The sequence below is a fragment of the Amycolatopsis sp. lyj-108 genome, assembly GCF_046549005.1.
GTDB lineage: Bacteria > Actinomycetota > Actinomycetes > Mycobacteriales > Pseudonocardiaceae > Amycolatopsis.
In genome coordinates this window covers 35,727-61,075 of record NZ_JAJPWQ010000007.1, presented here as the reverse complement: position 1 = coordinate 61,075, position 25,349 = coordinate 35,727, and the positions used below count along the sequence as shown (strand labels likewise).

General features: G+C 67.8%; 29 protein-coding genes. 8 read left to right on the top strand and 21 right to left on the bottom strand.

Annotated features, from left to right (window positions below):
• Window positions 1-15: 15 nt before the first annotated feature.
• The 5 genes from secD to ruvC all read right to left on the bottom strand — a co-directional run bounded on the left by secD (window position 16) and on the right by ruvC (window position 4,766).
• A complete protein-coding gene (gene secD / locus ACLJO0_RS24905; protein ID WP_410580772.1) occupies window positions 16-1,722 on the bottom strand; it encodes a protein translocase subunit SecD in 1,707 nt (568 codons plus the stop codon).
• Between the two features lie 232 nt (window positions 1,723-1,954).
• Window positions 1,955-2,353 carry a preprotein translocase subunit YajC gene (gene yajC / locus ACLJO0_RS24900; protein WP_410580771.1) on the bottom strand — a complete coding sequence of 133 codons (399 nt, stop codon included), beginning with the start codon at window positions 2,351-2,353 and terminating at the stop codon, window positions 1,955-1,957.
• A gap of 146 nt (window positions 2,354-2,499) precedes the next feature.
• On the bottom strand, window positions 2,500-3,576 hold the full coding sequence (gene ruvB, locus ACLJO0_RS24895) for a Holliday junction branch migration DNA helicase RuvB (protein ID WP_125788100.1): 1,077 nt from the start codon (window positions 3,574-3,576) through the stop codon (window positions 2,500-2,502).
• A gap of 9 nt (window positions 3,577-3,585) precedes the next feature.
• A complete protein-coding gene (ruvA, locus tag ACLJO0_RS24890; protein WP_125796821.1) occupies window positions 3,586-4,185 on the bottom strand; it encodes a Holliday junction branch migration protein RuvA in 600 nt (199 codons plus the stop codon).
• On the bottom strand, window positions 4,182-4,766 hold the full coding sequence (gene ruvC / locus ACLJO0_RS24885; RefSeq protein WP_396562626.1) for a crossover junction endodeoxyribonuclease RuvC: 585 nt from the start codon (window positions 4,764-4,766) through the stop codon (window positions 4,182-4,184). Before ruvC ends, ruvA begins: the two co-directional genes overlap by 4 nt.
• A 77-nt stretch (window positions 4,767-4,843) precedes the next feature.
• Between ruvC and ACLJO0_RS24880 the strand changes: the two genes are divergently transcribed.
• Window positions 4,844-5,290, top strand: a complete 447-nt coding sequence (locus ACLJO0_RS24880; protein ID WP_410580770.1) for a cupin domain-containing protein — start codon at window positions 4,844-4,846, stop codon at window positions 5,288-5,290.
• Between the two features lie 125 nt (window positions 5,291-5,415).
• On the opposite strand, the gene ACLJO0_RS24875 is transcribed toward ACLJO0_RS24880, so the two are convergent.
• From ACLJO0_RS24875 to ACLJO0_RS24855, 5 genes are all read right to left on the bottom strand, one after another.
• Window positions 5,416-5,946, bottom strand: a complete 531-nt coding sequence (locus tag ACLJO0_RS24875) for a DUF4262 domain-containing protein (protein ID WP_125796818.1) — start codon at window positions 5,944-5,946, stop codon at window positions 5,416-5,418.
• Window positions 5,947-6,013: 67 nt separating this feature from the next.
• Window positions 6,014-6,763 (bottom strand): YebC/PmpR family DNA-binding transcriptional regulator, encoded by a 750-nt coding sequence (locus ACLJO0_RS24870; protein WP_125796817.1) that lies wholly within the window; start codon window positions 6,761-6,763, stop codon window positions 6,014-6,016.
• Window positions 6,764-6,813: 50 nt separating this feature from the next.
• Window positions 6,814-7,443 carry a pyridoxal 5'-phosphate synthase glutaminase subunit PdxT gene (gene pdxT / locus ACLJO0_RS24865; RefSeq protein WP_410580769.1) on the bottom strand — a complete coding sequence of 210 codons (630 nt, stop codon included), beginning with the start codon at window positions 7,441-7,443 and terminating at the stop codon, window positions 6,814-6,816.
• Window positions 7,444-7,497: 54 nt separating this feature from the next.
• Entirely contained in the window at window positions 7,498-7,818 is a 321-nt protein-coding gene (locus ACLJO0_RS24860; RefSeq protein ID WP_005159089.1) for an AzlD domain-containing protein, read from the bottom strand.
• Complete coding sequence (locus ACLJO0_RS24855; protein ID WP_410580768.1) at window positions 7,818-8,531, bottom strand: AzlC family ABC transporter permease; 714 nt, start codon at window positions 8,529-8,531, stop codon at window positions 7,818-7,820. The genes ACLJO0_RS24860 and ACLJO0_RS24855 overlap by 1 nt, the downstream gene beginning before the upstream one ends.
• Window positions 8,532-8,599: 68 nt before the next feature.
• On the opposite strand from ACLJO0_RS24855, the gene ACLJO0_RS24850 reads away from it, so the two are divergent.
• A complete protein-coding gene (locus tag ACLJO0_RS24850) occupies window positions 8,600-9,166 on the top strand; it encodes a helix-turn-helix domain-containing protein (protein WP_125788092.1) in 567 nt (188 codons plus the stop codon).
• On the opposite strand, the gene ACLJO0_RS24845 is transcribed toward ACLJO0_RS24850, so the two are convergent.
• On the bottom strand, window positions 9,167-10,543 hold the full coding sequence (locus ACLJO0_RS24845; protein ID WP_410580767.1) for an APC family permease: 1,377 nt from the start codon (window positions 10,541-10,543) through the stop codon (window positions 9,167-9,169).
• Between the two features lie 142 nt (window positions 10,544-10,685).
• Between ACLJO0_RS24845 and ACLJO0_RS24840 the strand changes: the two genes are divergently transcribed.
• Both ACLJO0_RS24840 and ACLJO0_RS24835 read left to right on the top strand, forming a co-directional pair.
• Entirely contained in the window at window positions 10,686-11,297 is a 612-nt protein-coding gene (locus ACLJO0_RS24840; protein ID WP_410580766.1) for a TetR/AcrR family transcriptional regulator, read from the top strand.
• Window positions 11,294-12,361: a P1 family peptidase gene (locus ACLJO0_RS24835; RefSeq protein ID WP_410580765.1), complete on the top strand. Its 1,068-nt coding sequence runs from the start codon at window positions 11,294-11,296 to the stop codon at window positions 12,359-12,361. Before ACLJO0_RS24840 ends, ACLJO0_RS24835 begins: the two co-directional genes overlap by 4 nt.
• Before the next feature lie 422 nt (window positions 12,362-12,783).
• On the opposite strand, the gene ACLJO0_RS24830 is transcribed toward ACLJO0_RS24835, so the two are convergent.
• Window positions 12,784-13,200, bottom strand: coding sequence for a DUF6892 domain-containing protein (locus tag ACLJO0_RS24830; RefSeq protein ID WP_410580764.1), 417 nt, complete (start codon window positions 13,198-13,200; stop codon window positions 12,784-12,786).
• Between the two features lie 148 nt (window positions 13,201-13,348).
• Between ACLJO0_RS24830 and ACLJO0_RS24825 the strand changes: the two genes are divergently transcribed.
• On the top strand, window positions 13,349-14,185 hold the full coding sequence (locus tag ACLJO0_RS24825) for a TrmB family transcriptional regulator (protein WP_125788087.1): 837 nt from the start codon (window positions 13,349-13,351) through the stop codon (window positions 14,183-14,185).
• A gap of 3 nt (window positions 14,186-14,188) precedes the next feature.
• Here the strand turns inward: ACLJO0_RS24825 and ACLJO0_RS24820 are convergent, their stop codons facing one another.
• The 4 genes from ACLJO0_RS24820 to ACLJO0_RS24805 form a co-directional block, all read right to left on the bottom strand.
• On the bottom strand, window positions 14,189-15,634 hold the full coding sequence (locus ACLJO0_RS24820; RefSeq protein WP_410580763.1) for a class II 3-deoxy-7-phosphoheptulonate synthase: 1,446 nt from the start codon (window positions 15,632-15,634) through the stop codon (window positions 14,189-14,191).
• Window positions 15,635-15,645: 11 nt separating this feature from the next.
• Window positions 15,646-16,281 (bottom strand): molybdopterin-dependent oxidoreductase, encoded by a 636-nt coding sequence (locus ACLJO0_RS24815; RefSeq protein WP_410580762.1) that lies wholly within the window; start codon window positions 16,279-16,281, stop codon window positions 15,646-15,648.
• A complete protein-coding gene (locus ACLJO0_RS24810; protein ID WP_410581240.1) occupies window positions 16,278-17,030 on the bottom strand; it encodes a formylglycine-generating enzyme family protein in 753 nt (250 codons plus the stop codon). The genes ACLJO0_RS24815 and ACLJO0_RS24810 overlap by 4 nt, the downstream gene beginning before the upstream one ends.
• 114 nt (window positions 17,031-17,144) lie before the next feature.
• Window positions 17,145-17,804: a hypothetical protein gene (locus ACLJO0_RS24805; RefSeq protein WP_410580761.1), complete on the bottom strand. Its 660-nt coding sequence runs from the start codon at window positions 17,802-17,804 to the stop codon at window positions 17,145-17,147.
• A 262-nt stretch (window positions 17,805-18,066) separates the two neighbouring features.
• Here ACLJO0_RS24805 and ACLJO0_RS24800 point away from each other — a divergent pair, with 262 nt between their 5' ends.
• A complete protein-coding gene (locus ACLJO0_RS24800) occupies window positions 18,067-19,266 on the top strand; it encodes a pyridoxal phosphate-dependent aminotransferase (protein ID WP_410580760.1) in 1,200 nt (399 codons plus the stop codon).
• Here the strand turns inward: ACLJO0_RS24800 and ACLJO0_RS24795 are convergent.
• From ACLJO0_RS24795 to ACLJO0_RS24775, 5 genes are all read right to left on the bottom strand, one after another.
• Window positions 19,217-20,179, bottom strand: a complete 963-nt coding sequence (locus ACLJO0_RS24795) for a DMT family transporter (RefSeq protein ID WP_410580759.1) — start codon at window positions 20,177-20,179, stop codon at window positions 19,217-19,219. The genes ACLJO0_RS24800 and ACLJO0_RS24795 overlap by 50 nt on opposite strands.
• 89 nt (window positions 20,180-20,268) lie before the next feature.
• Window positions 20,269-20,694, bottom strand: coding sequence for a DUF2000 domain-containing protein (locus tag ACLJO0_RS24790; protein ID WP_410580758.1), 426 nt, complete (start codon window positions 20,692-20,694; stop codon window positions 20,269-20,271).
• A 129-nt stretch (window positions 20,695-20,823) separates the two neighbouring features.
• The gene (locus ACLJO0_RS24785) at window positions 20,824-21,816 is read right to left on the bottom strand and encodes a sigma-70 family RNA polymerase sigma factor (protein ID WP_410580757.1); all 993 of its coding nucleotides are present in this window, start codon (window positions 21,814-21,816) and stop codon (window positions 20,824-20,826) included.
• 94 nt (window positions 21,817-21,910) lie between these two features.
• Window positions 21,911-22,858: an LLM class F420-dependent oxidoreductase gene (locus ACLJO0_RS24780; RefSeq protein WP_410580756.1), complete on the bottom strand. Its 948-nt coding sequence runs from the start codon at window positions 22,856-22,858 to the stop codon at window positions 21,911-21,913.
• 36 nt (window positions 22,859-22,894) lie between these two features.
• Complete coding sequence (locus ACLJO0_RS24775) at window positions 22,895-23,308, bottom strand: SgcJ/EcaC family oxidoreductase (protein WP_410580755.1); 414 nt, start codon at window positions 23,306-23,308, stop codon at window positions 22,895-22,897.
• Between the two features lie 171 nt (window positions 23,309-23,479).
• On the opposite strand from ACLJO0_RS24775, the gene ACLJO0_RS24770 reads away from it, so the two are divergent.
• Window positions 23,480-23,689 carry a hypothetical protein gene (locus ACLJO0_RS24770; RefSeq protein WP_410580754.1) on the top strand — a complete coding sequence of 70 codons (210 nt, stop codon included), beginning with the start codon at window positions 23,480-23,482 and terminating at the stop codon, window positions 23,687-23,689.
• A gap of 458 nt (window positions 23,690-24,147) precedes the next feature.
• Window positions 24,148-25,332, top strand: a complete 1,185-nt coding sequence (locus ACLJO0_RS24765; RefSeq protein WP_410580753.1) for a glycosyltransferase family 4 protein — start codon at window positions 24,148-24,150, stop codon at window positions 25,330-25,332.
• Window positions 25,333-25,349: the final 17 nt, after the last annotated feature.

The window sequence follows — 25,349 nt, the reverse complement described above, 5'->3', positions numbered from 1 at the left end:
TCTCGTCGACCACGGTCACGCCTCCTTGACGTTCGGGCGACCGGTGGCGGGACGGGCCGCCTTGCGCTCCGAGCCCAGCTGCTGCACGGCGCCGAGGCCGAGATTCTTGGGGTTGGACAGGAACTTCGACTTCGACCGGGAGATCATCGCGACCAGCGGATGCGTCACGAGGTAGACCACGACGAGGTCGAGCACCGTCGACATGCCGAGAGTGAACGCGAAGCCCTTCACGTCACCGACGGCCAGCAGGTAGAGGACCGCCGCGGCGAGGAAGCTGACCGCGTCCGCCGCGAGAATCGTGCGCTGGGCACGGGACCAGCCGCGCGGTACCGCGGATCGGAAGGTTCTGCCTTCGCGGATCTCGTCCTTCAATCGTTCGAAGTAGATGACGAACGAGTCCGCGGTGATACCGATCGCGATGATCAGGCCCGCCACGCCGGCGAGGTCGAGGGTGTACCCGATCCACCGCCCCAGCAGCACCAGGACCCCGTACACGATCGCGAACGACAAGCCGAGCGACAGAATCGTCAGCAGGCCGAGCAGCCGGTAATAGAACATGCAGTAGATGAACACGGCCAGCAGGCCGATACCGCCGGCGATGAGACCCGCCTGCAGCGACGCGAGACCCAGCGTCGCGGACACCGTGGTCGCGTCCGAGGACTCGAACGACAGCGGCAGCGAACCGTACTTCAGCACATCCGCCAGGTCCTTCGCCTCGGTCTGGCTGAACCGGCCGGTGATCTGCGTCTGACCGCCGAGGATCGCGGACTGGATGGTCGGCGCGGAAACGACCTGCGTGTCGAGGACGAACGCCGCCTGCTTCTGGGTGTTCTTCGAGGTGAAGTCGCCCCAGATCTGGGAACCCTCGCTCTTGAAGTTCAGGTTGACGACCCACTGGGAGTTCTGGGTGTCGTAGGCCGAGGAGGCGTCGGAGATCTGCGTTCCGGGAAGGAACTCCGGCTCCAGCAGGTACTTCATCGTGTTCTTGTCACCGCAGGCGACCAGTGGCTTGTCGGTGAGGTCGTTGCCGACCAGCGGGTCCGACACCTTGGGGTCGCAGTTGAGCGCCGCGAAGGCCTTCTCGGCGGCCGCGGCCTGCTTCGCCTGGTCCGTCGACAGCAGATCGGGGTTCTGCCGGAGGCTCCGGGCTTCCTCGATCTCCCTCTTGGTCTTCTCGTCCGCGTTCTCGTCCGGCTGCTGCTGCGGCGCGCCGACCGCGCCACCGCCGCCGTTGGCCGGGCTGCTCGGCGGAGCGCTCACGCCGGGGGCGCCCGATGACGTGGGCGGCGCCGAAGACGGCGTGCCCGAAGCCGGCGGGGCCGACGGCTGCGGAACCGGGGTCACCGGCTGCGACGTCACGACCTTCCGGAAGCCCAGCTTCGCGGTCTTGCCAAGTGCCTTGGCCTGGTCGCCCTGCTCGCCGGGGACGGTGATCACGACGTTGCTGCCGTCGAGGACGACCTCGGTGCCGCTGACGCCGATACCGTTGACCCGGCGCTCGATGATCGAGCGGGCCTGTTCGAGGGACTCCCGCGGAGGGTCGCCGCCGTCGGGATTGCGGGCGGTCAGCGTAACCCTCGTGCCGCCTTGCAGATCGATGCCGAGCTTCGGCGTCGGCTTTCCGCTACCGGTGAAGAACACCAGGGCGTACAGCGCCACCAGGATCAGGGCGAAGAAGGCGAGATAGCGTCCCGGGCGGAGATGCCCGGCCGGTGCGGCCACTGTGCTTCGGTCTCCTCGAACGGACTGGGTGTTCCCCAATGGACTTGGCTGTTCACACACCGGACGGGAGTCCGGTGGTACCGCGAACCTGCCTCGATGACGATGCCCGGTGAACGGGCACGACTATGACGACGGACACGCACGCAGCACCGAGACACTACTCGGTGCTGCGTGAGCCCGGCGTTGGCCCCGCACCTACGAAAGTCTGGTGTCGGGGATGGCCTTACAACCGCTACTTCTTGCCGTGCTCCAGCGGAGGAGCGATCTGCGCGCCGGACTTCTCCTCGACGCGCTCGTCGTCCTTCGACTCGACGACCGGCTCCTCGACGACGGCCTCGTCGTCGATCGTGTCTTCGTCAGTCTCGACGACCGGCGCGACCTTCTCGCGGACGGCCTGACGCAGCCAGGTCGTCACGACACCGGGAGCGATCTCGAGGTCGATCGTGGTGTCGGCGGAAGCGTCGGCGACAGACGCGTAGAGACCGGAGGTGGTCATCACCCGGTCACCGGGAGCCAGGCTCGAGAGCAGCTCCTGCTGCGCTGCCGCCGCCTTCTTCTGCTTACGGGTGCCCATGACGAGCGGAATCGCCACAACGAGCATCAGGAGCAGCGGCAGCAATAACTGGTTCATGATTCTCCATTTCGAGCGGACGCCGCGCGGTGCGCTTGTTTTGTCCGATTTGGCGGGGTGTGCTCTCTCCGAGTGTGCCAGGTGCCAGCGGAAACTCCACCACCACCCGTCGTCACCGCGGGCCTCGGGCCGCGTGAACGGTCCGGTCAGTCCTGGTCGAACAGGCTCGGTCCGCCCTGCTCGCCACGGGTGGCACCGGCCGGGGCCGGCAGGCCGAGGTGCTCCCAGGCGGCCGCTGTGGCGACCCGGCCGCGAGGAGTGCGGGCGAGCATACCGGCGCGGACCAGGTAAGGCTCACACACCTCTTCGACGGTGGTCGGTTCTTCCCCCACCGCGACGGCCAGCGTGGACACGCCGACCGGGCCGCCGCCGAAGGAGCGGACCAGCGCGGTGAGCACCGCGCGGTCGAGCCGGTCGAGGCCGAGTTCGTCGACGTCGTAGACCTCCAACGCGGCACGCGCGATCTTGCGCGTGACCTTGCCGTCGGCCCGGACCTCGGCGTAGTCGCGCACCCGGCGCAGGAGCCGGTTGGCGATCCGGGGCGTGCCGCGGGACCGGCGGGCGATCTCCTCGCAGCCGTCCCGGTCGATGTCGATGTCGAGGATCGTGGCGGCGCGGCGGGCGACCAGCTCCAGTTCGCTGTCGCTGTAGAACTCCATCTGCCCGGTGAAACCGAACCGGTCACGCAGCGGGCCGGTCAGCGAACCGGACCGCGTCGTGGCCCCGACCAGCGTGAACGGCGCGATCTCCAACGGGATGCTGGTGGCGCCTGGCCCCTTGCCGACGACGACGTCGACGCGGAAGTCCTCCATCGCGAGGTACAGCATTTCCTCGGCGGGCCGGGCGATCCGGTGGATCTCGTCGATGAACAGGACGTCACCGGGCGCCAGGTTGGACAGCATCGCGGCCAGGTCGCCCGCGCGTTCCAGCGCCGGTCCGGAGGTGATCCGGATGGCGGCGTTGAGTTCGGCGGCGACGATCATCGCCATACTCGTCTTGCCCAGTCCCGGCGGGCCGGAGAGCAGGACGTGATCCGGCGGGACACCCCGGCGGCGCGCGCTTTCCAGTACGAGTTCGAGCTGTTCGCGCACCCGCGGCTGGCCGACGAACTCGTCCAGTTTGCGGGGGCGCAGCGTGGTCTCGACCTCGCGTTCGCCGGTCTGCGGCAGCGCCGAGAGCGTCTCGTCGTCGGCGTCGAAATCCGTCACGGCTTCATAGTCCATGTGGCTCTGCTACCGCTTCCGCCCGAGGCCCGCCAACGCGGCGCGCAACACGGAAGCCGTCGTGTGGCCTTCGCCTTCGCCGAGCACCTTGTCGACGGCCAGTTCGGCCTGTTTCGCCGGGAAGCCGAGGCCCGCGAGCGCTTCGACGACCTCGCCCCTCAGCGCGCCGGGTGCGACCACCGCCGGTGTGCCGTCGGTCGGGCCGGCGAGCGCGGTGACCTTGTCGCGCAGTTCGAGGGTGAGCCTCTCGGCGCCCTTGCGGCCGATTCCGGGCACCTGGGTGAGCACGGTGATGTTGCCTTCGACCAGCGCGGACCGCAGTTTGTCGGGATCGAGGACGGCCAGCGTCGCCAGCGCGAGCCGCGGCCCGATCCCGGAGACCGTCTGCAGGAGGCCGAACAGCTCGCGGGCGTCGGCGTCGGCGAAACCGAACAGCGTCAAGGAATCCTCGCGGACCACGAGCGCGGTGTGCAGCATCGCCTCCTCGCCGCGGCGAAGCGTCGCGAGAGTGGCGGGTGTGGCCTGCACGGCGAAGCCCACTCCCCCGACCTCGATCACGACGTGGTCGAGACCGATGGAGAGGATTTCACCGCGTACCGAGGAGATCATCGAGCCGCTCCCTGCGTCTTTGCTTGTCTGGCCGCGGCGGCGAGCCTGGCCTTGTGGTTCTTGGCGATCTCGGCGGCCCTGGCCTCGGCTTCGGCGAGCCGGACCCGCATCGGTTCGCGCCACAGATGGCAGATGGCGAGCGCGAGCGCGTCCGCGGCGTCCGCCGGATGCGGTTTGACCTCGAGGCCGAGCAGCCGCATGACCATACCGGTGACCTGCGCCTTGTCCGCGCGGCCGGAGCCCGTGACGGCGGCCTTGACCTCACTCGGGGTGTGGAACACGACCGGCAGCCCCCGCTTGGCCGCGGCGAGCGCGACGACCCCGCCCGCCTGCGCGGTGCCCATCGCGGTGCGCACGTTGTGCTGCGCGAAAACGCGTTCCACCGCGATGGCGTCGGGCTTGTAGCGATCCATCCACCGCTCGGCGGCGTCGGAGATCCCCAGCAGGCGCACGGCGAGATCGGCGTCCGGCGGGGTGCGTACGACGTCGACGGCCACGGCGCGGACGGTGCGGCCCGTGCCGCCGTCGACCACTCCGAGCCCGCACCTGGTCAGACCGGGGTCGACCCCGAGTACCCGCACGCGTTTCCTCCGCACTTCCGGCGAACATCCGTTCGAGCCTGAGGCTACCCGGGGATCGCTCCGGGCAAGATGAGGACATGCCGAGCCCCGACGAGTTCACCGTTCATCTGGGTCTCCAGCCGCTGCCCGTGGAGGGCGGCCGCTGGGCGCAGAGCTGGCGCGACGAGACCGCTTCGGCGATCTACTACCTGCTGGCGCCACCGGAAACGTCGGCGCCGCACCGCCTTGACCGGCTTGAGATCTACGCCCACCACGCCGGCGCGCCGGTGCGGATGCTGCTGCTGTTCCCGGACGGGCGGATCTCGCGGCCGGTGCTGGGGCCGGACGTCGCGGCCGGTCAGCGACCGCAGGTGGCGGTGCCCGCCGGGGTCTGGCAGGCGTCGGTGAGTACCGGTGAGTGGAGCTTGGTGGGGACGGTGGTGGTGCCGCCTTATACGGACGACTGCGTGGAGTTCCGGGCCGCCGCCGCTTTGGCGGCGGAGTGGCCCGAGGCGGCGGAGGACCTGGCACCTTGGCTTGCTTGAGGCCGCAATTAGTCCCCTGATTGCGCCTCTGGCGATGGCGCTCACAGCCACTCAAACGCTATGAAAGGTCCTTTCCTTGCAAAATTTGCAAGGAAAGGACCTTTCATAGCACGCTCAGCAGAACCTCAGGGACCGTCGACGCCCGGCGTCCAGCTCTCCGGGTCACCGGATTCGGTCAGCACCGGCTGGTACCGCGCGAAGCCCTCGGGCGCGTCCGGATGCCACGGGAAGTGCCCGTCCGGCGTGGCGACGATCATTTGCAGCGCCGGGAAATCCCCGTCCGGGTAGATCAGGAACGCGCTCCCGAAGTACTCGGGATAGTGCCCCTTCGCGACCCGTTCGAAGACCACCGGCGCGCCCTCGAAGAAATCGTCGTAGCGCCTGCCGACCTCGAAGATCTCACCGGCGGCCGCACGGTCGACGTAGGCGTCGAGCAGGACAGGCCCCATGTGCTCGGGCAGTCCGATCACGACCGCTTCCGCGACGTTGTGCAACGCCCAGGCGCACGCGGTGAAGCAGAAGGCAGCTTCCTCCTCGTCGCCCTCGACCGCGATGACCGCGTTCCCTCTCGCCTTCGCCTGCGACTCGATCCACTGGAGGAGTTCGGCTTCTTCGGCGGTGAGGGCATCGGCTTCAGAGGTCGTCACGCGCGACATTCTGCCCCACGCGAGCGCTCGCACCTAGTCCCGGGACCGCTTTTCCGCGGTACGACTGGAAAAACGATCAGCCGACCTCGGCCATGACCTCATCGGAGACGTCGAAGTTCGCGTAGACGTTCTGCACGTCGTCGCAATCCTCGAGCGCGTCGATGAGCTTGAAGACCTTCTTCGCGCCTTCGACGTCCAGCGGGACGCTGACCGACGGCAGGAACGTGAGATCCGCGGACTCGTACTCGAAACCGGCTTCCTGCAAGGCTTTCCGGACCGGGACGAGGTCGGTGGCCTCGGCGACGATCTCGAAATTCTCGTCGAGGTCGTTCACCTCTTCCGCGCCCGCGTCGAGTACGGCCATGAGGACGTCGTCCTCGGAAGCCTCACCCTTGGGCATGATCACGACACCCTTGCGGTTGAACATGTAGGAGACCGAACCCGGGTCGGCGAGCGAGCCGTTGTTCCGGGTGAGCGCGGTCCGGACCTCCATGGCGGCGCGGTTCTTGTTGTCGGTGAGGCATTCGATCAGCACGGCCACACCGTTCGGGCCGTAGCCTTCGTAGGTGATGGTCTGCCAGTCGGCGCCGCCCGCTTCTTCACCGGCACCACGCTTGCGCGCGCGCTCGATGTTGTCCTGCGGCACCGAGTTCTTCTTGGCCTTCTGGATGGCGTCGTAGAGCGTCGGGTTGCCATCCGGGTCGCCACCGCCGGTCCGTCCAGCCACCTCGATGTTCTTGATCAACCGGGCGAAGAGCTTGCCGCGCTTCGCGTCCAGGTTGGCCTTCTTGTGCTTCGTGGTGGCCCACTTGGAGTGGCCGCTCATCTCTCCTCCATCTACTCCTGTGCCCGCCGCTGAGCACAGTGTCAGTTTGCCTAAGCCTGCCGCACGAGGTCGACGAACAGCCTGTGCACGCGTTCGTCCCCGGTGAGTTCGGGGTGGAACGACGTGGCGAGTACCGCCCCCTGCCGGACCGCGACGATCCTAGCGGCCGCGTCGTCCGAGCCCGGCATTTCGGGGACACTGGCGAGTACCTCGACTCCGTCGCCCGCCTTTTCGACCCACGGGGCGCGGATGAACACAGCGTGCACCGGTCCGCCTTCGACCCCGGTGAAGTCGAGGTCGGCTTCGAAGGAGTCCACCTGCCGCCCGAACGCGTTACGCCGGACGACGACGTCGAGTCCGCCGAGTTGCCGCTGGTCAGGCCGTCCGTCGAGGGCCTCGCGGGCGAGCAGGATCATTCCGGCACAGGAGCCGAACGCCGGCATGCCGTCCGCGATGCGCTCGCGCAGCGGCTCCAGCAGTTCGAAGGTCTCCAGCAGCCTCGACATGGTGGTCGATTCGCCGCCCGGCAGCACCAGACCGTCCACTTCGGACAGTTCGGTCGCGCGGCGGACCGGCAGCGCACGGGCACCGGCGCGTTCCACCATCGCGGCGTGCTCACGCACGTCACCCTGCAGTGCGAGCACGCCGACCACCGGCCGTGCCCCCGTCGCGATCGCCACCCGACCTCCCGAAAGACGTTCCCCCTAGCTTAGGCGTCCCGGGGAACGGCCAGGTCAGGGGACCCCGGCCAGCCGCAGCAGGGCGGCGGTCGCGGCGGCCGCCACGACGACCAGCGCGAACGGTGCCTTGCGCCAGGCGAGCACGCCGCCGACCAAGACCCCGGCGGGCCGGGCGTATCCGGCGAACTCGTGCCCTTCGGTGAGCGCGGCGACCGCGACCAGCGCGGCCAGCAGTACGACGGCCGAACGCGCCATCAGTTTCTCGGCCTTGGGCGACACGGTGAACCGTGCCTTCAGCACCGGCCCGGCGAACCGAAAGGCGAAAGTCCCGGCGGCGAGCACGCCGCCGGCGATGATCAGGTCCAGCGGGTCCATCAGTGCACTCCCTCGGGTTCGCGTTCGGCGGGCTCCTTCGCGGCCACTCCGGCCAGCACGCCGACCAGCGCGAGCAGCACCGGCAGCCCGGCGGGCAGGAACGGCGTCGTGGCCAGCGCGACGGCCACGCCGAGGAACACCGGCAGCCGGGTGGCACGGTCGCGCAACGACGGCAGGACCAGCGCGAGCAGGACCGCCGGGAAGGCCGCGTCGAGGCCGAAGGCGTCGGTGTCGCTGATCGCCGTCCCGGCGAACGCCCCGGCGAGGACACCGACGTTCCAGCACACGAACAGCCCGATCCCGCATACCCAGTACGCCGCCCGGCGCCGCTCTTCGTCGCGCTGGGCCAGTGCGAACGCGACCGATTCGTCGATCATCAGGTGGCTGCCGACGATCCTCGACGACCACCGCTTGCCGAGGACGTCGCCGATCGCGAAGCCGAACGGCAGATGCCGCGCGTTGGCGAGCAGACCCGCCGCGACGGCCGCCACCGGGCTGCCGCCGGCGGCGATGATGCCGACGAACATGAACTGTGAGGCGCCCGCGAAGACCAGCACCGAAAGCAGCATCGGCGCCCAGATCGGGAAGCCGGAGCCTACCGCGATCGCACCGTAGGAGATGCCGACAATGGTGTCGGCGAGGCAGACCAGCCCGATGTCACGGAGAAGATCGCGCCCCAGGACACGAGTGGTTGTTCGCCATATCGAACGCATAGCGTCATACAATGAACGAACGCAGCCGTGTTCGTCAAGGCGAACGCAACGACCGATGGAGCGAACGCATGTCCCCGACCGCTTCCGACGGCGCCCCACTGGACGTCATCGCCACGTCCCTGCGCCGGGAGCGCGCCCGCACCGGGCTGTCCCTCACCGAGGTCGCCAAACGCGCCGGCATCGCCAAGTCCACGCTCTCCCAGCTGGAGTCCGGGGCAGGGAACCCGAGCGTCGAGACGATCTGGGCGTTGTGCGTCGCGCTCGACGTCCCGTTCTCCCGGGTGGTCGAGCCCGAACGCCCCCGCGTGCAGGTCATCCGCTCGGGCAGCGGGCCGACGGTGTTCGCCGAACACGCCGACTACGCGTGCACGCTGCTCAGCTCCTGCCCACCCGGAGCCCGGCGCGACGTCTACCTGATTCGCGCCGAGCCAGGGAAGCCACGGCTTTCGGATCCGCATATGAGCGGCATCGTCGAGCACATGATCCTCAGCGCCGGGCGGGCAAGGGTCGGGCCGCAGGACGATCCGGTCGAACTGCTGCCCGGCGACTACATCTGCTACCCCGGCGACATCCCGCACATCTTCGAGGCGCTCGAACCGGGCACGTACGGCGTGGAGATCGCGGAGTACACCTGATCAAGCAGGCTCCTCAGCCTTCTCTTCGGTGACTTCGGCCAGCTTCCAGCCGCCCTTCCGCCGCAGCACCAGGACGTAGTACGCGATCGAAAGCAGGGCGACGCAGGCGGTGACGATCAGGCTCGGCCGCCCCACCGCCGGGTCGAGCAGGTTCTGGTAGACGACGAACACCAGCACGGCCAGCGCCAGCACCGGCGCGACCGGGAACCACGGCATCCGGTACTTGGCGTGCGCGGTGGCTCCGGTGCGCCTTCCGACGATCGCGCCGAGGCAGAGCGCCGCGTAAACCGCCACGATCGACGTACTCGTCACCACCAGCAGCAGTTTCGGGTCGACGAAGCAGAGCAGCGCGGCGACCAGTCCGGTGCCGACGGTGGCCACCCACGGCGTCCCGAACTTCGGGTGCACCGCGGCCAGCGCCCGGTTGACCGGCGACGGCCACGCCCGGTCGCGGCCGCTGCTGAACAACATCCGCGAGCTGATCAGCACGATCGCCAGCACCGCGTTGATGATCGCGAGCGCGACGGCAAGGCCGAGCACCGTGTTGAGCGTGCCGCCACCGCGCGAATCGATGAAGTAGGACAGCATGTTCTCCGAGGCGAACAGCGCGTTCAGATCCGGCGCGCCGAGCAGGACGGCGGTCACCGGGATCAGTTCCGCGAGCACCGTGATGCCGAGCGCCAGCAGGATCGCGCGGGCGATCCCGCGCGAGGCGTCCTGCGTCTCCTCGCCGAAGTACACCGCCGAGCCGTAGCCGTTGTAGGCGAAGATCGCGACCGAGGTGGCGATCGCGATGGCGCCGACCGTCGCCGGGCTCCCGTCGGAGGCGACCGGATGCGCGAGCAGCTCGCTGAACGACCGCGCCGGGTTGAACAGCCCGAGCGCGCTGACCACGATCAGCGCGAGGATCTCGATCGCCAGGAAGATCCCGGTGACCCAGGCGTTCAGCTTGATATCGAACACCCCGACGACGGCCGCGACCACACAGGTCACAGCGGCGATCACCGGACCGGGCACGCCGGGCATGAGCACGCCGAGATAGGTGCCGACACCGAGCGCGATCACCGCGACGATGAGCACCTGCGTGATGATCATCAGGCCGAGTACGGCGAAGCCCGGCAGCCTGCCGAGCGTGCGGGTGACGATCGCGTACTCGCCGCCTGCCAGCGGGAACGCCGACGCGAGTTCCGCGTAGACGAAGGCCATGAACACCCCGACGACCGCAGCGGCCACGAAGCTGTAGAAGGCGCCCGTCCCGGCCCCGGAGATCACCCCCGGCGCGATGATGAAGACCGATGAAGCGGGGCTGATCGCGGAGAGTGTGATGAGCAGCGTGCCGAGAGTGCGCAGACCGCGGCGCAGGGCGGGAGTGGACACGGCCGACCTCCTACAAGGTGGGTTCCTTGAAACTCCTTCGAAGAACTGTTGAGCACGCATCAAAGGCCCTGCACCGTGTGACGTCAAGAGCCGATCGCACTCGACACTTGCGTTTTTCGAACAAGATTCGAAGAATGAACGCATGGCGAGACCGAGCAAGGCGACGGAGCGACGTGCCGAACTGATCGAGGTGGCCAGACGGGCCGTCCTCGAACGCGGCGTGCTGAACCTGCGGCTGAGGGACGTCGCCGAGGGCGCGGGCCTGTCGTCGGGTTCGGTCCTGTACTACTTCCCCACCCTCGCCGACTTGCTCCAAGAGGTGCAGCGGGAGGCGGTGGCGCGGTTCTGTTCGGCGCGGGAACTGGCCGCGGGCACGAAGGCGACCCCGTCCGGGCGCCTGCTGGCGATGATCCGCAGCGGACTGCCCACCGGCCCCGACGACGAACTCTGCGTACTGCTCTACGAACTCGGCACGATCGCCCGCCGCGATCCCGTGTACGCCGCCCGGCACATCACGCTCTACGAACAGCAGGTCCGGATCTACACCGGCATCCTCGAAGCGGGCGCCGCCACCGGCGAGTTCGCCCTGACCGCGGACGCGGTGTCGATCGCGCGGAACCTGGTCGCGCTGGAGGACGGCTACGGCCTGCACCTCACCCAGGCCGTGCCGACGCTGGAAACCGCGACCGCCGAAGCGATGTTGCTCTCCTATGCCCGCACAGCCACCTCGAACCCCTTGGAGGACCGTCCATGACCCGCGCCCGTGACCTGGGTGTCCCGCTGGCCGGCCGGACCGGTGAGCACAACGCGCTCACCGACGTCCCCGGCGTCGAGATCGGCTTCACGACGCTCGTCGAGGGCGAGTCCGTGCGGACCGGCGTCACCGCAGTCCTGCCGCGCGGGCGCGAGGATTTCGCCGTGCCGTGCGCGGCCGGGACGTACGCCCTCAACGGCAACGGCGAGATGACCGGTACCGCGTGGCTGGCCGAGACCGGGTCGCTGACCCTGCCGGTGCTGATCACCTCCACACACGCCGTCGGCCCTTGCCACCGCGGCGTGATCGACTGGGTGGTGCGCGAACGGCCCGACGTTGCCGCCGAATGGCTGCTGCCGGTGATCGCCGAAACCTGGGACGGCTACCTGAACGACAGCACCGCCCCGACAATCCACAGTGGACACGCCGTCGCGGCGATCGACGCCGCGCAAGCGGGTCCGGTCGGCGAAGGATCCGTCGGCGGCGGCACCGGGATGACCTGTTACGGCTTCAAGGGCGGCACCGGAACGGCCTCCCGCCTCGTGTCCTATGGGGACGACGAGTACACCGTGGGTGTGTTGGTGCAGGCCAACTTCGGCTCACGTCGCGAGCTCACCGTCGCGGGCGAACACGTCGGAGCGGAACTCGGCGCCGACAACACGATGGAGGAGGACTGGGCGGCACCGTCCGGCGCGGGATCGGTGATCGTGATCGTGGGTACCGACGCTCCCCTGCTGCCCGGTCAGTGCACCTCGCTCGCCCGCCGCGTCCCGCTCGGCCTTGCCCGCACCGGCACCACCGGCTCGCACTTCTCCGGTGACCTCTTCCTGGCGTTCAGCACGGCGAATCCGGGGGCACTCACCAGCCGGTTCCCGCGAACGGAGCAGGCCGAGTACGAAAGCCTGCGGTTCGTCCCTTGGGGGAGGCTCGACCCGTTCTTCGAGGCCGTGGTGCAGGCGACCGAAGAGGCGGTGCTCAACGCTCTGTTCGCGAACGGGGAGATGACCGGCCATCGCGGTCACCGGGTGCCCGCGATGCCGACGGCGCGCTGGCGTGAGGTCTAGGCGCTGTCGGTGCCGGGGGTCGTGGGGTGGGGCCGGCGGTGAGGTGAAGGGGCCCTTCGCCGCGTCCGATGCAGTGAAGGACGCCTTCGCCCCTGCTCTGTGGTGCGAGCCCGTTCGTCCCGGGGGGCGGGCGGAGCTAAGCCGTGACTCGCGTGTTTGGATGCCGCACTCGGGGTATCCGGCGTGCGGTAGCGAGGAGGGGGCTTTCGCTACGCCGGTGCTGTTGCTGAGACCTATGGTCGAGATGCGTCGCGAAAGCCACTTTCGCGACGCCTGGGGTCGCGAAAGTGGCTTTCGCGACACGGTCGCCCACGGCCCGCGAGCGAATACCCGCGACCCGACACCTTTGCGTTACCCCTCAATAACCCGAATCGCCACTCACGACCCCTCGCGCCTGACCACTAGCTCTGCCGGTGGCCGGGTCAGAGCCAGTCCGCCTCGATACCGCGGGCACGCAGCGTCTCGAGTGCTTCCTCGTTGCCCGTGTACAGCAGTGTCATCGACTTCAGGTTGGGAAAGTGCCGCAGGTCGGCGAACTCGTCTACGTCGAACAGCGCGTCCTCGCCGTCCCAGTTCGGCGCGATCTCGAGGTAGATCTCGTTGCCGCCGTCCATCTCGATCTCGGTGATCTTCTCCGCGAACTCGACGGGAACTTCGAGCGCGTCGAAGTAGGCCAGTGCCTCAGGTACCGCTTCGACGCTCCCGGCGTCGTACGTGAAGCCCTGCTCGGCGGCGTACTCCCGCAGGGTGAACTTCGGCAGAAGGTCCTGGTTGTACATCAGCTCTTGGACGACCGCGAGCTTGAAGTTACGGTCGGTGAACTGGATCGACTGGCTCATACCCGAAGCCTATAAGCGCCGGGGCGCCGCTCGTTGGCCGAGCCTCAGCAAGACCGTCGTTAGCACAGGCAGAACCTCGTAGCGCGCGAGGTGGCACCACGGGACGCCGGATTGACAGGGTCACCCGACCGGCGCAATTCTGCTCCCCGTGAAGAAGAACATGACCCCGACCGCGGCGCAGATGAAGGTGCTCGGCCTCACCGAGTGGGAATCCCGCGCCTATCTCGCCTTGCTGGAGGAGTCACCTTCCTCCGGTTACGGCGTCGCGAAACGGTCGGGGGTGCCCAGAGCGAAGGTGTACGAGGTGCTCGACTCCCTGGAGCACAAGGGCGCCGTGCACGTCACCCACGGCGAACCCAGGCAGTACGGCCCGGTGCCGCCGAAGGAGCTCATCGACCGGGCACGCGAGGAGATGCTGGCCGGCCTGGACCTCGCCGAGGCCGCGATGAACGACTACGCCGAGCAGCAGGACACCAACGCGGTGATCTGGGACATCCAGGGGCGTGAGGAGATCGTCGCCCGCGCCCGCCAGCTCGTGCAGGGCGCCGCTCACAAGATCCTGCTGGAGATCTGGGCCCCTGACGCCGGCGAGCTGCGGCGTGAACTGAAGGCCGCGGTCGGCCGCGGTGTGGAGGTCACCGCGGTCGCCTACGGTGACCCCGAGTACCCCTTCGCCAGGGTCTACCCGCACCCGCTCACCGACGAGGTCACCAAGGGCCTCGGCGGACGTTGGCTCGTGGTCAGCGTCGACAACCGGGAGGTCATCGCAGGCAACGTGTCCAGTGCCGGGCTCAGCAGGGCGGCCTGGACCACCCACCCCGGTCTGGTGGTCCCGGTCACCGAGCTGATCCGCCACGACCTCTACAAGCTGGAAGTGCTCGCGTCCCACGGCGACGTGCTGGAGGCCGCCTACGGCCCGGGGCTCAGCGTGCTCCGGGAGAAGTTCGGCGCGGGCGAGCAACGCCCCGAGGGACCCGGCGAATAGCGTTCACCCCCGAAGCATTTCGGAGATCAGAAAGGCCAGTTCCAGCGACTGTTCGGTGTTCAGCCGCGGGTCGCAGGCGGTCTCGTACCGGGTCGGCAGGTCCGCGTCGGAGATGTTCTGTCCACCACCGACGCATTCGGTCACATCCTCCCCCGTCAGTTCCAGGTGGACACCGCCCGCGTGGGTACCGAGGTCCCCGTGCACCTCGAAGAAGCCTTGGACCTCGTCCACGATGCGGTCGAAGTGCCGGGTCTTGTACCCCGTGCTCGCTTCGTGTGTGTTGCCGTGCATGGGGTCGCACTGCCAGACCACCTCGTGCCCGGCGGCCGTGACCGCCTCCACGATCGCGGGCAGCACCGTCCGCACCCGATCGTTGCCCATCCGGGTGATGAAGGTGAGCTTGCCTGCCTCGCGATGAGGATCCAGCCGCCGGGCGTACTCGACGGCTTGCCGTCCCGTGGCCTCCGGACCGAGCTTCACCCCGACCGGATTCGCGAGCAGTTCCGCGAACGCGAGATGGGCGCCGTCCAGCTGACGAGTGCGTTCGCCGACCCACAGGAAGTGCCCCGACAGGTCGTACAGCCGGGAGGCCGGATCCTCGTCTTGCTCCCATCGAACCAGTGCGCGCTCGTAGTCCAGCACCAGCGCCTCGTGGCTGGCGAAGATCTCCGTGGTGTGCAACGGAGTGGTGGCCACGCCGCAGGAGTCCATGAACCGGAGGCTGCGCTGGATCTCGGCGGCCAGCGCTTCGAACCGTTCGCCTGCCGCCGATCCGCGCACGAAGTTCATGTTCCACCGGTGTACCCCGTGCAGGTCGGCGAGCCCGCCACCGGCGAGTCCGCGCACGAGATTCATCGTGGTCACCGAATTCGCGTAGGCCCCGAGCATCCGTTGGGGATCCGCCACCCGCAGCGACGCCGAAGCGACCGCGGAGTTCACGATGTCGCCTCGGTACACCGGCAGGCCCTGCCCGTCGATGTCCTTCGAGCGCGGTTTGCCGTACTGGCCTGCCATTCGGCCGACCTTCACCACCGGCACGCTCGCGCCGTGGGTGAGCACCAGTGCCATCTGCACCAGCAGCCGCACGTTGGCCCGGATGTGGGACTCGGTGTTGGTGGCGAAGGTCTCCGCGCAATCACCGCCCTGCAGCAGGAACGCCCGGCCGCGGGCGACCTCGGACAGCAGGCTCCGGAGCCGGTCGACCTCCGGCCGGACCACGATGGGCGGAACGCTTTCCAGTACTCCGCACACTCGGCGGCGCTCCGATTCGTCCGCCCAGCGCGGTTGCTGCGCCGCCGGCCGGGAACAAGCCTCCGCGAGCCGGGCGCGCGGCCCGGCAGGCGAGGGGGCGGCCGCGTCACCGGCCTCGAACCAGGCGGTGGCGGTCCAGTCGATCCACGGATGTTCCCCATCGCGCTCGGCGAGCACGACACCCGGGCTTTCGGCCATGGGCTCTCCGTTCACAGCTCGGTCACTTCGCCGGGCCGATCGATGAAGTGGTGCTTGCCGAGATCGCAGAAGCGGTACCGCTTGGGGCGGATCTGCCCGTCCAGTTCGTAACCGGCTTTTCGTTCCCATTCGCCGAACTCGAACTTGGTGGTGATCTCGAGTCCGCTCAGTCCCTTGACGCTCTTGTACCCGTAGAGGCCGAAATCGATGAGCCGCAACGGGTAGCCGCGTTCGAGGGGCAGTTCTCCGCCGTTGACGCGGTCGATCAGCAGCGCACGCCTGGCGATCGCGTCACCGAGCGGGATGGTCGATTCGTACACGCCCTTCTCCGGCGTGCCGATGCTCCGCTGCCTGAGGTACAGGCCTTCCCCCGTGCCCTGCCAGCCTGCCAGCCGCAACACGTCTTCGAGCAGGACGCCACCCCAGTCTTCCCGCACGCTCCAGTTGCACACGCAGACGTACCGGCGGGACTCCTCCACCCTTGCCACCGACTGGAGATCACTGTGGGTCAGCCGCCTGAGGATTCCGCCGGGGGCGGCGATCTCCAGGCGCCAGGCGTCGAGGTCGACCCGCTCCGGTGGGCCGTCCTGGTAGTAGCGGAGTGAGCTGGGTTTACGTCCTCGTTTGGTGGGAGTGGGTGCGTTCACGAGTCCGCTCCGTCCACGGGGCGGGCACAGCGGAAGCCGATCAGGTTGTCCCGGAGCCCTGGGTGGTAGTGGTCTCGTGCCGAACTTCGGAGGTAGTCGGCGTCGTGAAGCCCGCAGCCACCCCGTGCCACGTGGTCGTCCTCTTCCGTCGTGCGGTACAACGGATCCTTCCCCGAGGTGCGATACGCCATCGCATAGTTGTCCAGGCACCATTCGGCGAAGTTCCCGGCCATGTCGTGGCAACCGAACTCGGAGACGTTGCGCGGGAAATGATCGGGACTGGTCGGCCGGCGCTCCACCGGGTCGCACTCCGGCGCGAAGTTCGCCAAGGTCAGGTCCGGTTCGTCCTCGCCCCACGGGTACGTGTTCCCCGCGGTGCCCTTGCAGGCGTACTCCCATTGGGCTTCGGTGGGCAGCGTCCTGCCCGCCCAGCGGGCGTACGCCAGTGCCTCCCACCAGCTCACCCCGGTGACCGGCACCTCGGGCGCCGACCAGAGCGGGTCGTCCCAGTAGTTCGGCCGGGTCGCCCCGGTCGACTCCAGCCACGACCATCCCGCCGGCGTCCAGAGCTGCGCCTGCCGGTATCCGCCGTCCTCGATGAATTCGGCGAACTGGCGGTTGAGCACCGGATAAGTGTCGAGGTGGAACGGACTGAGTTCGATCTCGTCGACCGGCTGCTCGTCCGGTGAGAGCGAAGACCCCCGTCTGAACCGTCCGCCGTGAATGAGCTTAACGGATTCCAGCATCATACTGCCCACAACTGATCTCCTTGGACGAAAGAATCGATAAATCGGGCACGACGAATTCAGATCACCGTTTCACGGCGATTGACGTTCGAGTATGCCGATTGCGATTTGTTCTGCCTACCTCGATGAAATCCGGTCACCGGGAGGCAGTCGGGTGAAGACGGACCACAGCATTCGAATGGTCCTGGTCCGTGAGATGAAACGGAGTCCGTGCCGCTGCGCGGCAGGCCTCGTGGTCAAGGCGAGGTCCACTTCGCCGTTCGCGGCACGTTCCGCGGCCGCGCTGGTGGACAACGCGTAATCCACTTCCGCCACCTCGTAACCGGGTGGAAGCAACTGCCCGATCAGCGCGACGGGCGCCGGATGGGTACTGATCTGGCAGGTCAAGGGCAACGGGCGATCCTGCCGCGAAGCCAATCCGTACAACGGCGTGTCGAAGACGAACGCCCGCTCGAGACCCAGTACCCGGTCCATGTAGAACTCGCTGACGCCCTGGTACGCGTTGGCGACGAGCAACCTGCTCGCCCGCCCCTCTTTCACCGCGGCCCAGGCTTCTTCGTAGGACGGGAAGAGCTCGACCGCCCCCATATCCCGCGCGATGCCGAGACGGCCCGCCAAATGCCAGCCCGCCGCCTCACTGCTGGTTCCCGCCGGTCCCAGTGTCGCGATCACGTCATCGGGCCGGGCTTCCGAGGAACGGACGACCAGTTCCCGAACCGATTTGCCGACCGTCTCGGGTCTGAGCCGATCCTGGACACGCTCATGCTGGCTCCCCATGCCAATACCCCCTAGGGCCCGGCTCGACCGGACCAAGATCAGTAACCACCCTCATGGTTACTGTGCCCGATGCTAGCAGTGATGATCCGGAAGTCAACGCTTTGACCCGGCGCCGGAAATGGGCTACAACTTCGAATCAGCGTGGCATTGCCGCCCGCGCCGGGGCGTATCGATCACCTTACCGAAATTGTCCTCGGACGCGCCTGGTCCTTTTCCGCGAGCAGTCGCCGTGCCCGACCTGACTAACCAAGGGGGAATCATGATGGCCGAGTTGAATGAGGCCGCCAGCGCGTTACCGAATTCCGGTATCCGGGAAATCGCAGCTCTGGCCGCCCGGCATGCGCACGCCATCCGGCTCGACATCGGAGATCCGGACTTTCCGACGGCGGCTCACGTGGTCGACGCGGCGCACACCGCGGCACGGTCGGGCCGCACCCACTACCTGCCCAGCGCGGGGCTCCCGGACCTCCGCGCGGCTCTCGCCGAGAAAATAGTGGCGCGCAACGGGTACCGAGTCGATGCGGACCAGGTCGTGGTGACACAGGGCGCGAGCCAGGGCATATTCGCGGCTCTGCTCGCGATGACCCGGCCAGGGGACGGGGTACTGCTTCCCGATCCGGCTTGGCCCAACTACCTCACGATGGCCCGGCTACTCCGGCTCCGTCCCGAGCGTTACCCACTGGACGCCGACGCGGGATTCACCCCTTCCGTGCGGCGACTGGAACAGCTCGTCACACCGGAAACCAAGGTGCTGCTGCTGAACTCGCCGTCGAACCCCACCGGGGCGGTGGTGGGCCGGACGCGGATGCGCGAACTGCTGGACTTCGCCCGCGAGCACGGTCTCTGGGTCATCTCCGACGAGTGCTACGACGAACTCACCTTCGACGACACCTTCACCAGTGCCGCCGCGGTGGCGCAGGACCGGGTCATTTCGGCCTACAGCTTTTCCAAGACCTACGCGATGCCCGGCTGGCGTGTCGGGTACCTCGCGGTTCCGGCCGACGCCGCCGAAGTCGTCTCCAAGTGCCAGGAGTCCTTGCTCGCCTGCGTGAGCGAACCGGCGCAATGGGCGGCGCTCAGCGCCTTGACCGGGCCGCAGGACCAGGTCGCCGAGATGCGTGAGGCCTATCGGAACCGCCGGGACGCCCTGCTCGGCGTGTTCGGCCACGCCGATTCCCGGCCTGCCGTACCCGCGGGGGCCTTCTACGCCTGGATCGACATCACCGCCGCTGGCGTGGACGACCGTGAATTCGCGTCGCGCTTGCTCGATCGGCACGGGGTGGCGGTCGCGCCGGGCTCCGCCTTCGGACCGGCGGGGAGGGGTTACCTCAGATTGTCCCTCACCACGTCGGAAGACCGGATCGTGGAAGGGGCGAAGCGCCTGATCTCCTTTGTCGATCAAGAATCCCGGGTCACGACCCAGTCCGGCGGCCGGACTTCCGGTGCTCGTAGCGGGTGGTGATGGTGACGCCGATGACCACGACGATCCCGCCGGCCAGCTGCAACGGGGTCACCGACTCCCCGAGCGTGACGACCGCGATGAGCAGCCCGAAGATCGGGACCAGATTGAGCAGGTTCACCGCGGTGCTGGGGCGCAATCGCTGCAAGGCCTTGGCATACAGGCCGAGCCCGGCGATCGAGCACAGGACGGTGAGGGCGGCGAGCGAGCCCGCGGTCGCCGCCGGATGCTCCGGCACACGCCACTGGTCCGCCTCGATCAGGGCCAGTGGCACGAACGCGATCGCCCCGGCGGCCGACTGGTAGTAGAGCACCACGGGGGTGGGATACCGATTGGCGACGGTCCGGGTGACGAAGTTGTACAGCGCCCACACGACTCCGCTCACCACGAGCAAGATGTCGCCGATCAATCGGGTCCCGCCCGAGGAAGGGGCGTAACCGACCACGAAGCAGACCCCGACGATGGCGAACGCGATGCCGATGAGACCGCTCACCTGGGTCCGCTGGCGGTAGATCACCAATTCCAGAAAGGCGGTGATCGCCGGGTACGCGGCGACCAGCAAGGCCGCGTCGGCGGCCGTCGCCAACTGCACCCCGATGTTCTCGATGGCGAAGTAGCACGTGATGCCGAGCAGTCCGCCGATCGCGAGCCTTCGCAGGTCCGCACCGGACGGCCGAGGGTACCGGCGAACGACGTGGACCCACACCGCCAGCACCAATGCGGCGAGCGCGAACCGGATCAATCCGATGGTCAGTGGAGGCACGTCGCGCAGCGCGACCTTGGTCAGTGTGTAGGAGCTGCTCAGCACCGCGGCCGCGATGACCACGCAGACCACCGGGCCATAGGGAGCGGGCTCCGCGGTCTGCGCGCCAGGCGCGAGATTCGGTAATTCGTGGCCCTGCTTGATCCTGGTCAACCCGGCCCCCCGCGTCGATACTAGTGACTACCTTGGTGGTTACGCTTTCAGGCTAAGGTCGCCGCGGAGGGCTGTCAACGGCGACCGCGTCAGCGCAGCAGCGGCAGACTCCCGGTGAGCCGCTGCACTGCCTTTTTCGGCCCGTACAGCGCCACTCCGAGGTAGTTGATCTCGCTGCCCGTTGCCGCTTCCAGGAGACTGCTGTAATCGGCGTAGTTCCGGGTTTTCTGCGCGCAGTCGGTGAAATCCACGACGAGCAGTTCGACATCCCTTGTACAGGCGTCGTTCCTGATCTCCCGCACCTTGTCCGCGGCCGCGGTGAGGATGGGGATCGGGATCGTGGTGATTCCGGCGTGCGCGCTTCCGTCACCATCCTTGATCACGGGTCCGATGATCGTCTCGACCTGCCTGCCGATGCTCAGGGCCAGCACGGCCGCGGTGTTCGCGGCCAAGCCCGACGGCAAGCCCTCATCGACGACGATCGCCACCTTGTACGGCTGACCTGCGGTGCTCATACGGGTCTCCTGCCCTTTCCGTCCGCGGGGTGGATCTCAGCGTAACCACCCTCATGGTTACGCAAGATTAGAGACACGCTTCCCGCACGTCAAACTCGCCCCTGCACAGGACGACCGGGGCGATGGTCCTTACCGGTCGGACACCGGGCGAACCTGAGGCCGGCCGAATTTCGCGGCCATCCCGGGTTCCCCGAACAGCGTGATCCCGGCGATGCCGTCGACGGCCAGGGTCAGGACCGCGATCGCGAACGCGTGATGGTCACCGTCCTCGCCACGGAGGTACGCCACGACAGCGGGCTGCCCGTTGGCGCTCGTAGGGACCATCTGCCAGTCTCCAGGCGAGAAGAGCGCGTACTTCGTGAGGTAGGGAACGCAGGTCGCCTTGCCGGAGAACCAGGTCTTCGCCGGCGTCATCTCCAGCGTGGCGTCCTGCCGCAGCAGGCTTTCCAGAGCCGCCGCGTCGGAGTTCTCGAAAGCCGCGATGTACCGCCCCAGCAGGGCGCGGAGTTCCCGATCCGTCGGCGGAACGACCCGTTCCGCCGCCGGTGAGATCTCTTCGACCTTGGCCCGGGCGCGGCGAAGGGTGCTCTTGACCGCCGCCGTGGTGGTGTCGAGCATGTCGGCGACCTCCGTGGCGGAGAACGCCAGCACGTCACGGAGGATCAGGACCGCCCGCTGCCGGGCGGGCAGATACTGCAGGCAGGCCATGAGCGCGAGCCGGATGCTGTCGCGGACCGCGACCGTGGCCGCGGGATCGTCGTTTTCCGGCCGCACCAAGGCATCCGGCATCGGCTGTAGCCAGCGGACCTCGGGTCCGGCGATGCTCGGCGGGGCCGATGGGTCGTCGGAGGGTCGTCCCAGACCGGACGGCAGCACCCGCCGGTTTCGATGCCCGAGCGCGGTCAGGCAGACGTTCGTCGCGATCCGGTAGAGCCAGACCCGGACCGACGACCTCCCCTCGAACCGTTCATACCCGCGCCACGCCCGGAGGTAGGTCTCCTGGACGAGGTCCTCGGCGTCGTCCACCGAACCCAGCAGGCGATAGCAGTGCGCGAGCAGCTCGCGCCGGAATCCCTCGGTGGCCCGGACGAATTCCCCGTCGTCCGGCGTCGTTTCTCCCATACGGACCCTCCGGCAGGCCGCGAGACAGGGCGGCTTGACCATACTCGGCACTGGGCCGTCGATCCGGTGGGCGGTGGCCCACCGGATCGACCGGTCAGTGGATGAATTCTTCGGCGAATCGCTTGAGGACATCGGGATCGGTGGATTCGAGGAAACTGATCGCGATCTCCTGGACACCGGCTGCCTCGTAGTCGGCGATGCGCCGATGGATCGTGTCGATACTCCCGATCAGACCGTATTCCCCCACGTCGCCGGGATAGATCGCCTCGGTGCCACCCGGCACGAGTGCCCGTGCCTCTTCATCCGTGTCGGCCATGACGCAGATCGAGGTGGTCGTCCGGAGAATGGAGTCGTAGTTTCTTCCCGCGTCGTCACAATGCCTCTTGAGAACTCCGTACTTGTGCGCCAAGCCGGCCGGGCTTTCGATCACGTTGCAGACGTCACCGTACTGCGCCACCAGTTTCAGCGTGACCTTCTCCCCCGCTCCGCCGATCAGCATCGGAACATGCGGCCGCTGGACGCCCTTCGGCTGGTTGATGGCACCGTTGATCTGGTAATACTTGCCCTCGATCGTCGTTTCGTCCTCGGTCCACAGCGAGAGGATGATCTGGACGGCTTCGCGCAACTGGCGAAGACGCTCCGGTGCTTCCGAATACTCGTAGCCGTAAGCGTGGTAGTCGGACTCGTACCACCCGGCGCCGATGCCGAAGGTGAACCTGCCATGCGACAGCACATCGACGGTGGACGCCATCTTCGCCTGAAGCGCGGGATTACGGTAGTTGTTGCCGGTCACCATCTGGCCGATGCGAATGCGTTCGGTGTCACGCGCCAATGCCGCGAGGGTGGTCCAGCACTCGAAGAACGTCGCCTGGGACGGTGGAATGGTGTGCAGGTGATCGACGATCCAAAGGGTCTCGTAACCGAGTCGGTCTCCGGCGCGAGCCACCTGGCTCACGGTTTCGAAGGCGTCCACGGGATCCGGAATATGCGCCAGTTCCCGGCCGAAACCGGTGGGCAGGAAAATGCTGAACTTGACGGGCACGGTTTCTCGATTCTCTCGCCGGTCCTGGATGCGGCTTCAGTTCGCCGCGGGCGGGCAGGTGTGATAGGCGTCGACACGCCAGGGGCCATCCGCCCGTGACAACGTCCAGGTGTCCATGGCCCACTGTCCGGCGGGCGGCTCGGCATCGCCTGCCATGACCGTGGCGCTCGTCGCGTTCACCACCGCGGTGTCCGAGCCGACGAAACGGACGCTCCGCACGTCCACGACCCCGCGTGAACCTTTGAGCGGTCCGGCGAAGCCCGCGGCCATGGTGGCGTGGATCGCCTGCTTGCTCCCCAGGAATCCCCCCGGCATGGTGGCTGTCGCATCGTCGGCGTAGGCCGCGACGAAAGCGTCGGCGTCGTTGCCCGCCCAAGCCGCGTAGATCCCGTCGAGTACCGCGCGCACGGCACTTTCGTCGTTCGCGGAATCGGCGTTGCTGCTGGTCATGAGGTTCCTCTCGGCCGGCCGGATCGGTTCGCCCACCTTCGTTCGCCGGCTGCGGCACCGGCCCGGAAAGCGGGGTCAGGAGTAAAGACCGGCCGACGGGTCGAAAGGAGTCGCGGATCCGGCGGAAACTTCCAGTCGGCCGGTTCCGCCGAGGGGGTGGAACGGCCCGGCGTGATTCCGGGGCCAGGCGGTGAGACCCCGCGTTCCCGGCCGCCACAGCGTCTGCTGGACAGGCTGCTCGCGAAGTCCCCGATCGCCCTCGACGGTGTCAGCGTGACCATCGCCGAGGTCCTGCGTGACCGGATTTCGGTCGTGCTGTTCCCGATGACCCGTTCGGCCACCACACTCGGTACTTTTCGCGGGGATCGTGAGTGGCAATGATCGTTCTAACGACTCCCTTATACGAGTCATGACCCGCGTCCAACCAGGTCCGAAGGCGTCCATCACTGCATCAGACGCAGCGAAGGGAGCCTTCGCCCCACCCACGAACACGACACGTTCGCCTTTCCCGTCAATGGAAGCCGGAGACCGGGTGAACCTGGAACTCGACCTGGTCGGCCGGTTGGTGGAGAAATCGAGGAGCGCCGGGCCGTCGAGCTTTTCGCAGACTGTTGCCCATCCAGAGCGATCAGGCATTTCGCCGGGCGTTACGACTCACCCCTGAGGTCGATCCGAAGACATCGGCGGTGTTCCATCGTCTCGGCCGGACCTTGGTGATGACGGTGGAGCAGATGTGGTGATCCGGGGCTGCGCACGGTGCATTCCGATCCCGCCGAGTTGTAGGATCTTTGTGGCGTTCCGGTGGCCTCCCTGTAGGCCCGGTTGGCAGAGTTCACCCAATGGCCAGTCGATGGATACCGCGAACACCAGCAAGCCAGGCGCTCTTCCGGCGCGTGGTACTGACGTGGCTGACAACGGCGTCCGGGGGCGCCGAGCGGTCGACGTTCGAACTGGCGCGGGGCCTTCGCGAACTGCTCGGGATCGAGGTCGTCGTCATCTGGTGGGGCAACGATGGCGCCCCCACGCCTGATCCACCGGGTGTTCGCGTACGGCAAGTCACGGACTACGACGCCTACGAACAGGCACTGGTCGCTGAACTCGGTGAGGATTCCGCCGGAACGGTGCTCATCGGAGCGCATCGGACAGCGATGGTCGATATCGCGGCGGCGGACTTCTTCGGCGTACCGGTCATTTCGGTCCTGCGGGGAATCCTCGTCGCGGACCAGCGCCTGCGAACCGTCGACCCCCGCGTACGGCGGCTGGTTCCCCGTCTGCCCGGCGAACTCCACTGGGACATCCTCTCCCGGGCCGACTGCTGGGTAGGTGTCAGCCGGGCCGCCACGAGAAGCATCCGAGAGCTGTCTTCCCGCCCGGTCAACGCGGTCACCATCCACAACGCCGTCCACCTCGATCTGTACCGGAAACCCCGGAAGCCACCGCTGCCACGCCGATTCTCGGTGGTCGCCCGAACCGAGCCGTGGAAACTGATCGACCGGGTGATCCACGCCTTCGCGCGCCTGCCCGACGAACTCGCCGCGCACGCACAGCTCAACATCTACGGGACCGGTACGGCGTTACCGGATCTCCGGCGGTTGGCCGACGGGCTCTACCCCGGCCGGGACATCAGATTCCCTGGCCATGTACCGGGTCACCGGTGGCAGGCCGGTACTGATGTCCTCGTCTCGGCCTGCGACATCGAAGGTTTCGGCCGCTCGGTGCTCGAAGCGGGCGGCGCCGGCATCCCGCAGATCGTGCCGGATCGCGGGGGCAGCACCGAACTGGTGATACCTGGGATCAGCGGCCTCGTCTACTCCGCCGACGATCCCGGCGGCCTCGCCTTCGCGCTGGCCGAGGCCGCGAGGTGGCCCGCGAGCCGTCTCGACGCCATGGGCAGCCGTGCCCGGCTCAACGCCCGATCGTTCTCCCAGACCCGTTGCTTCCTCGCTTATGCCCGGCTCGCGCGAGAAGTTCGCGCGTGGAACCGGAACCCCTCGCCGCTGTCGGTACCCGACCGGACGGCATAGATCGAAAGGATCGCCAG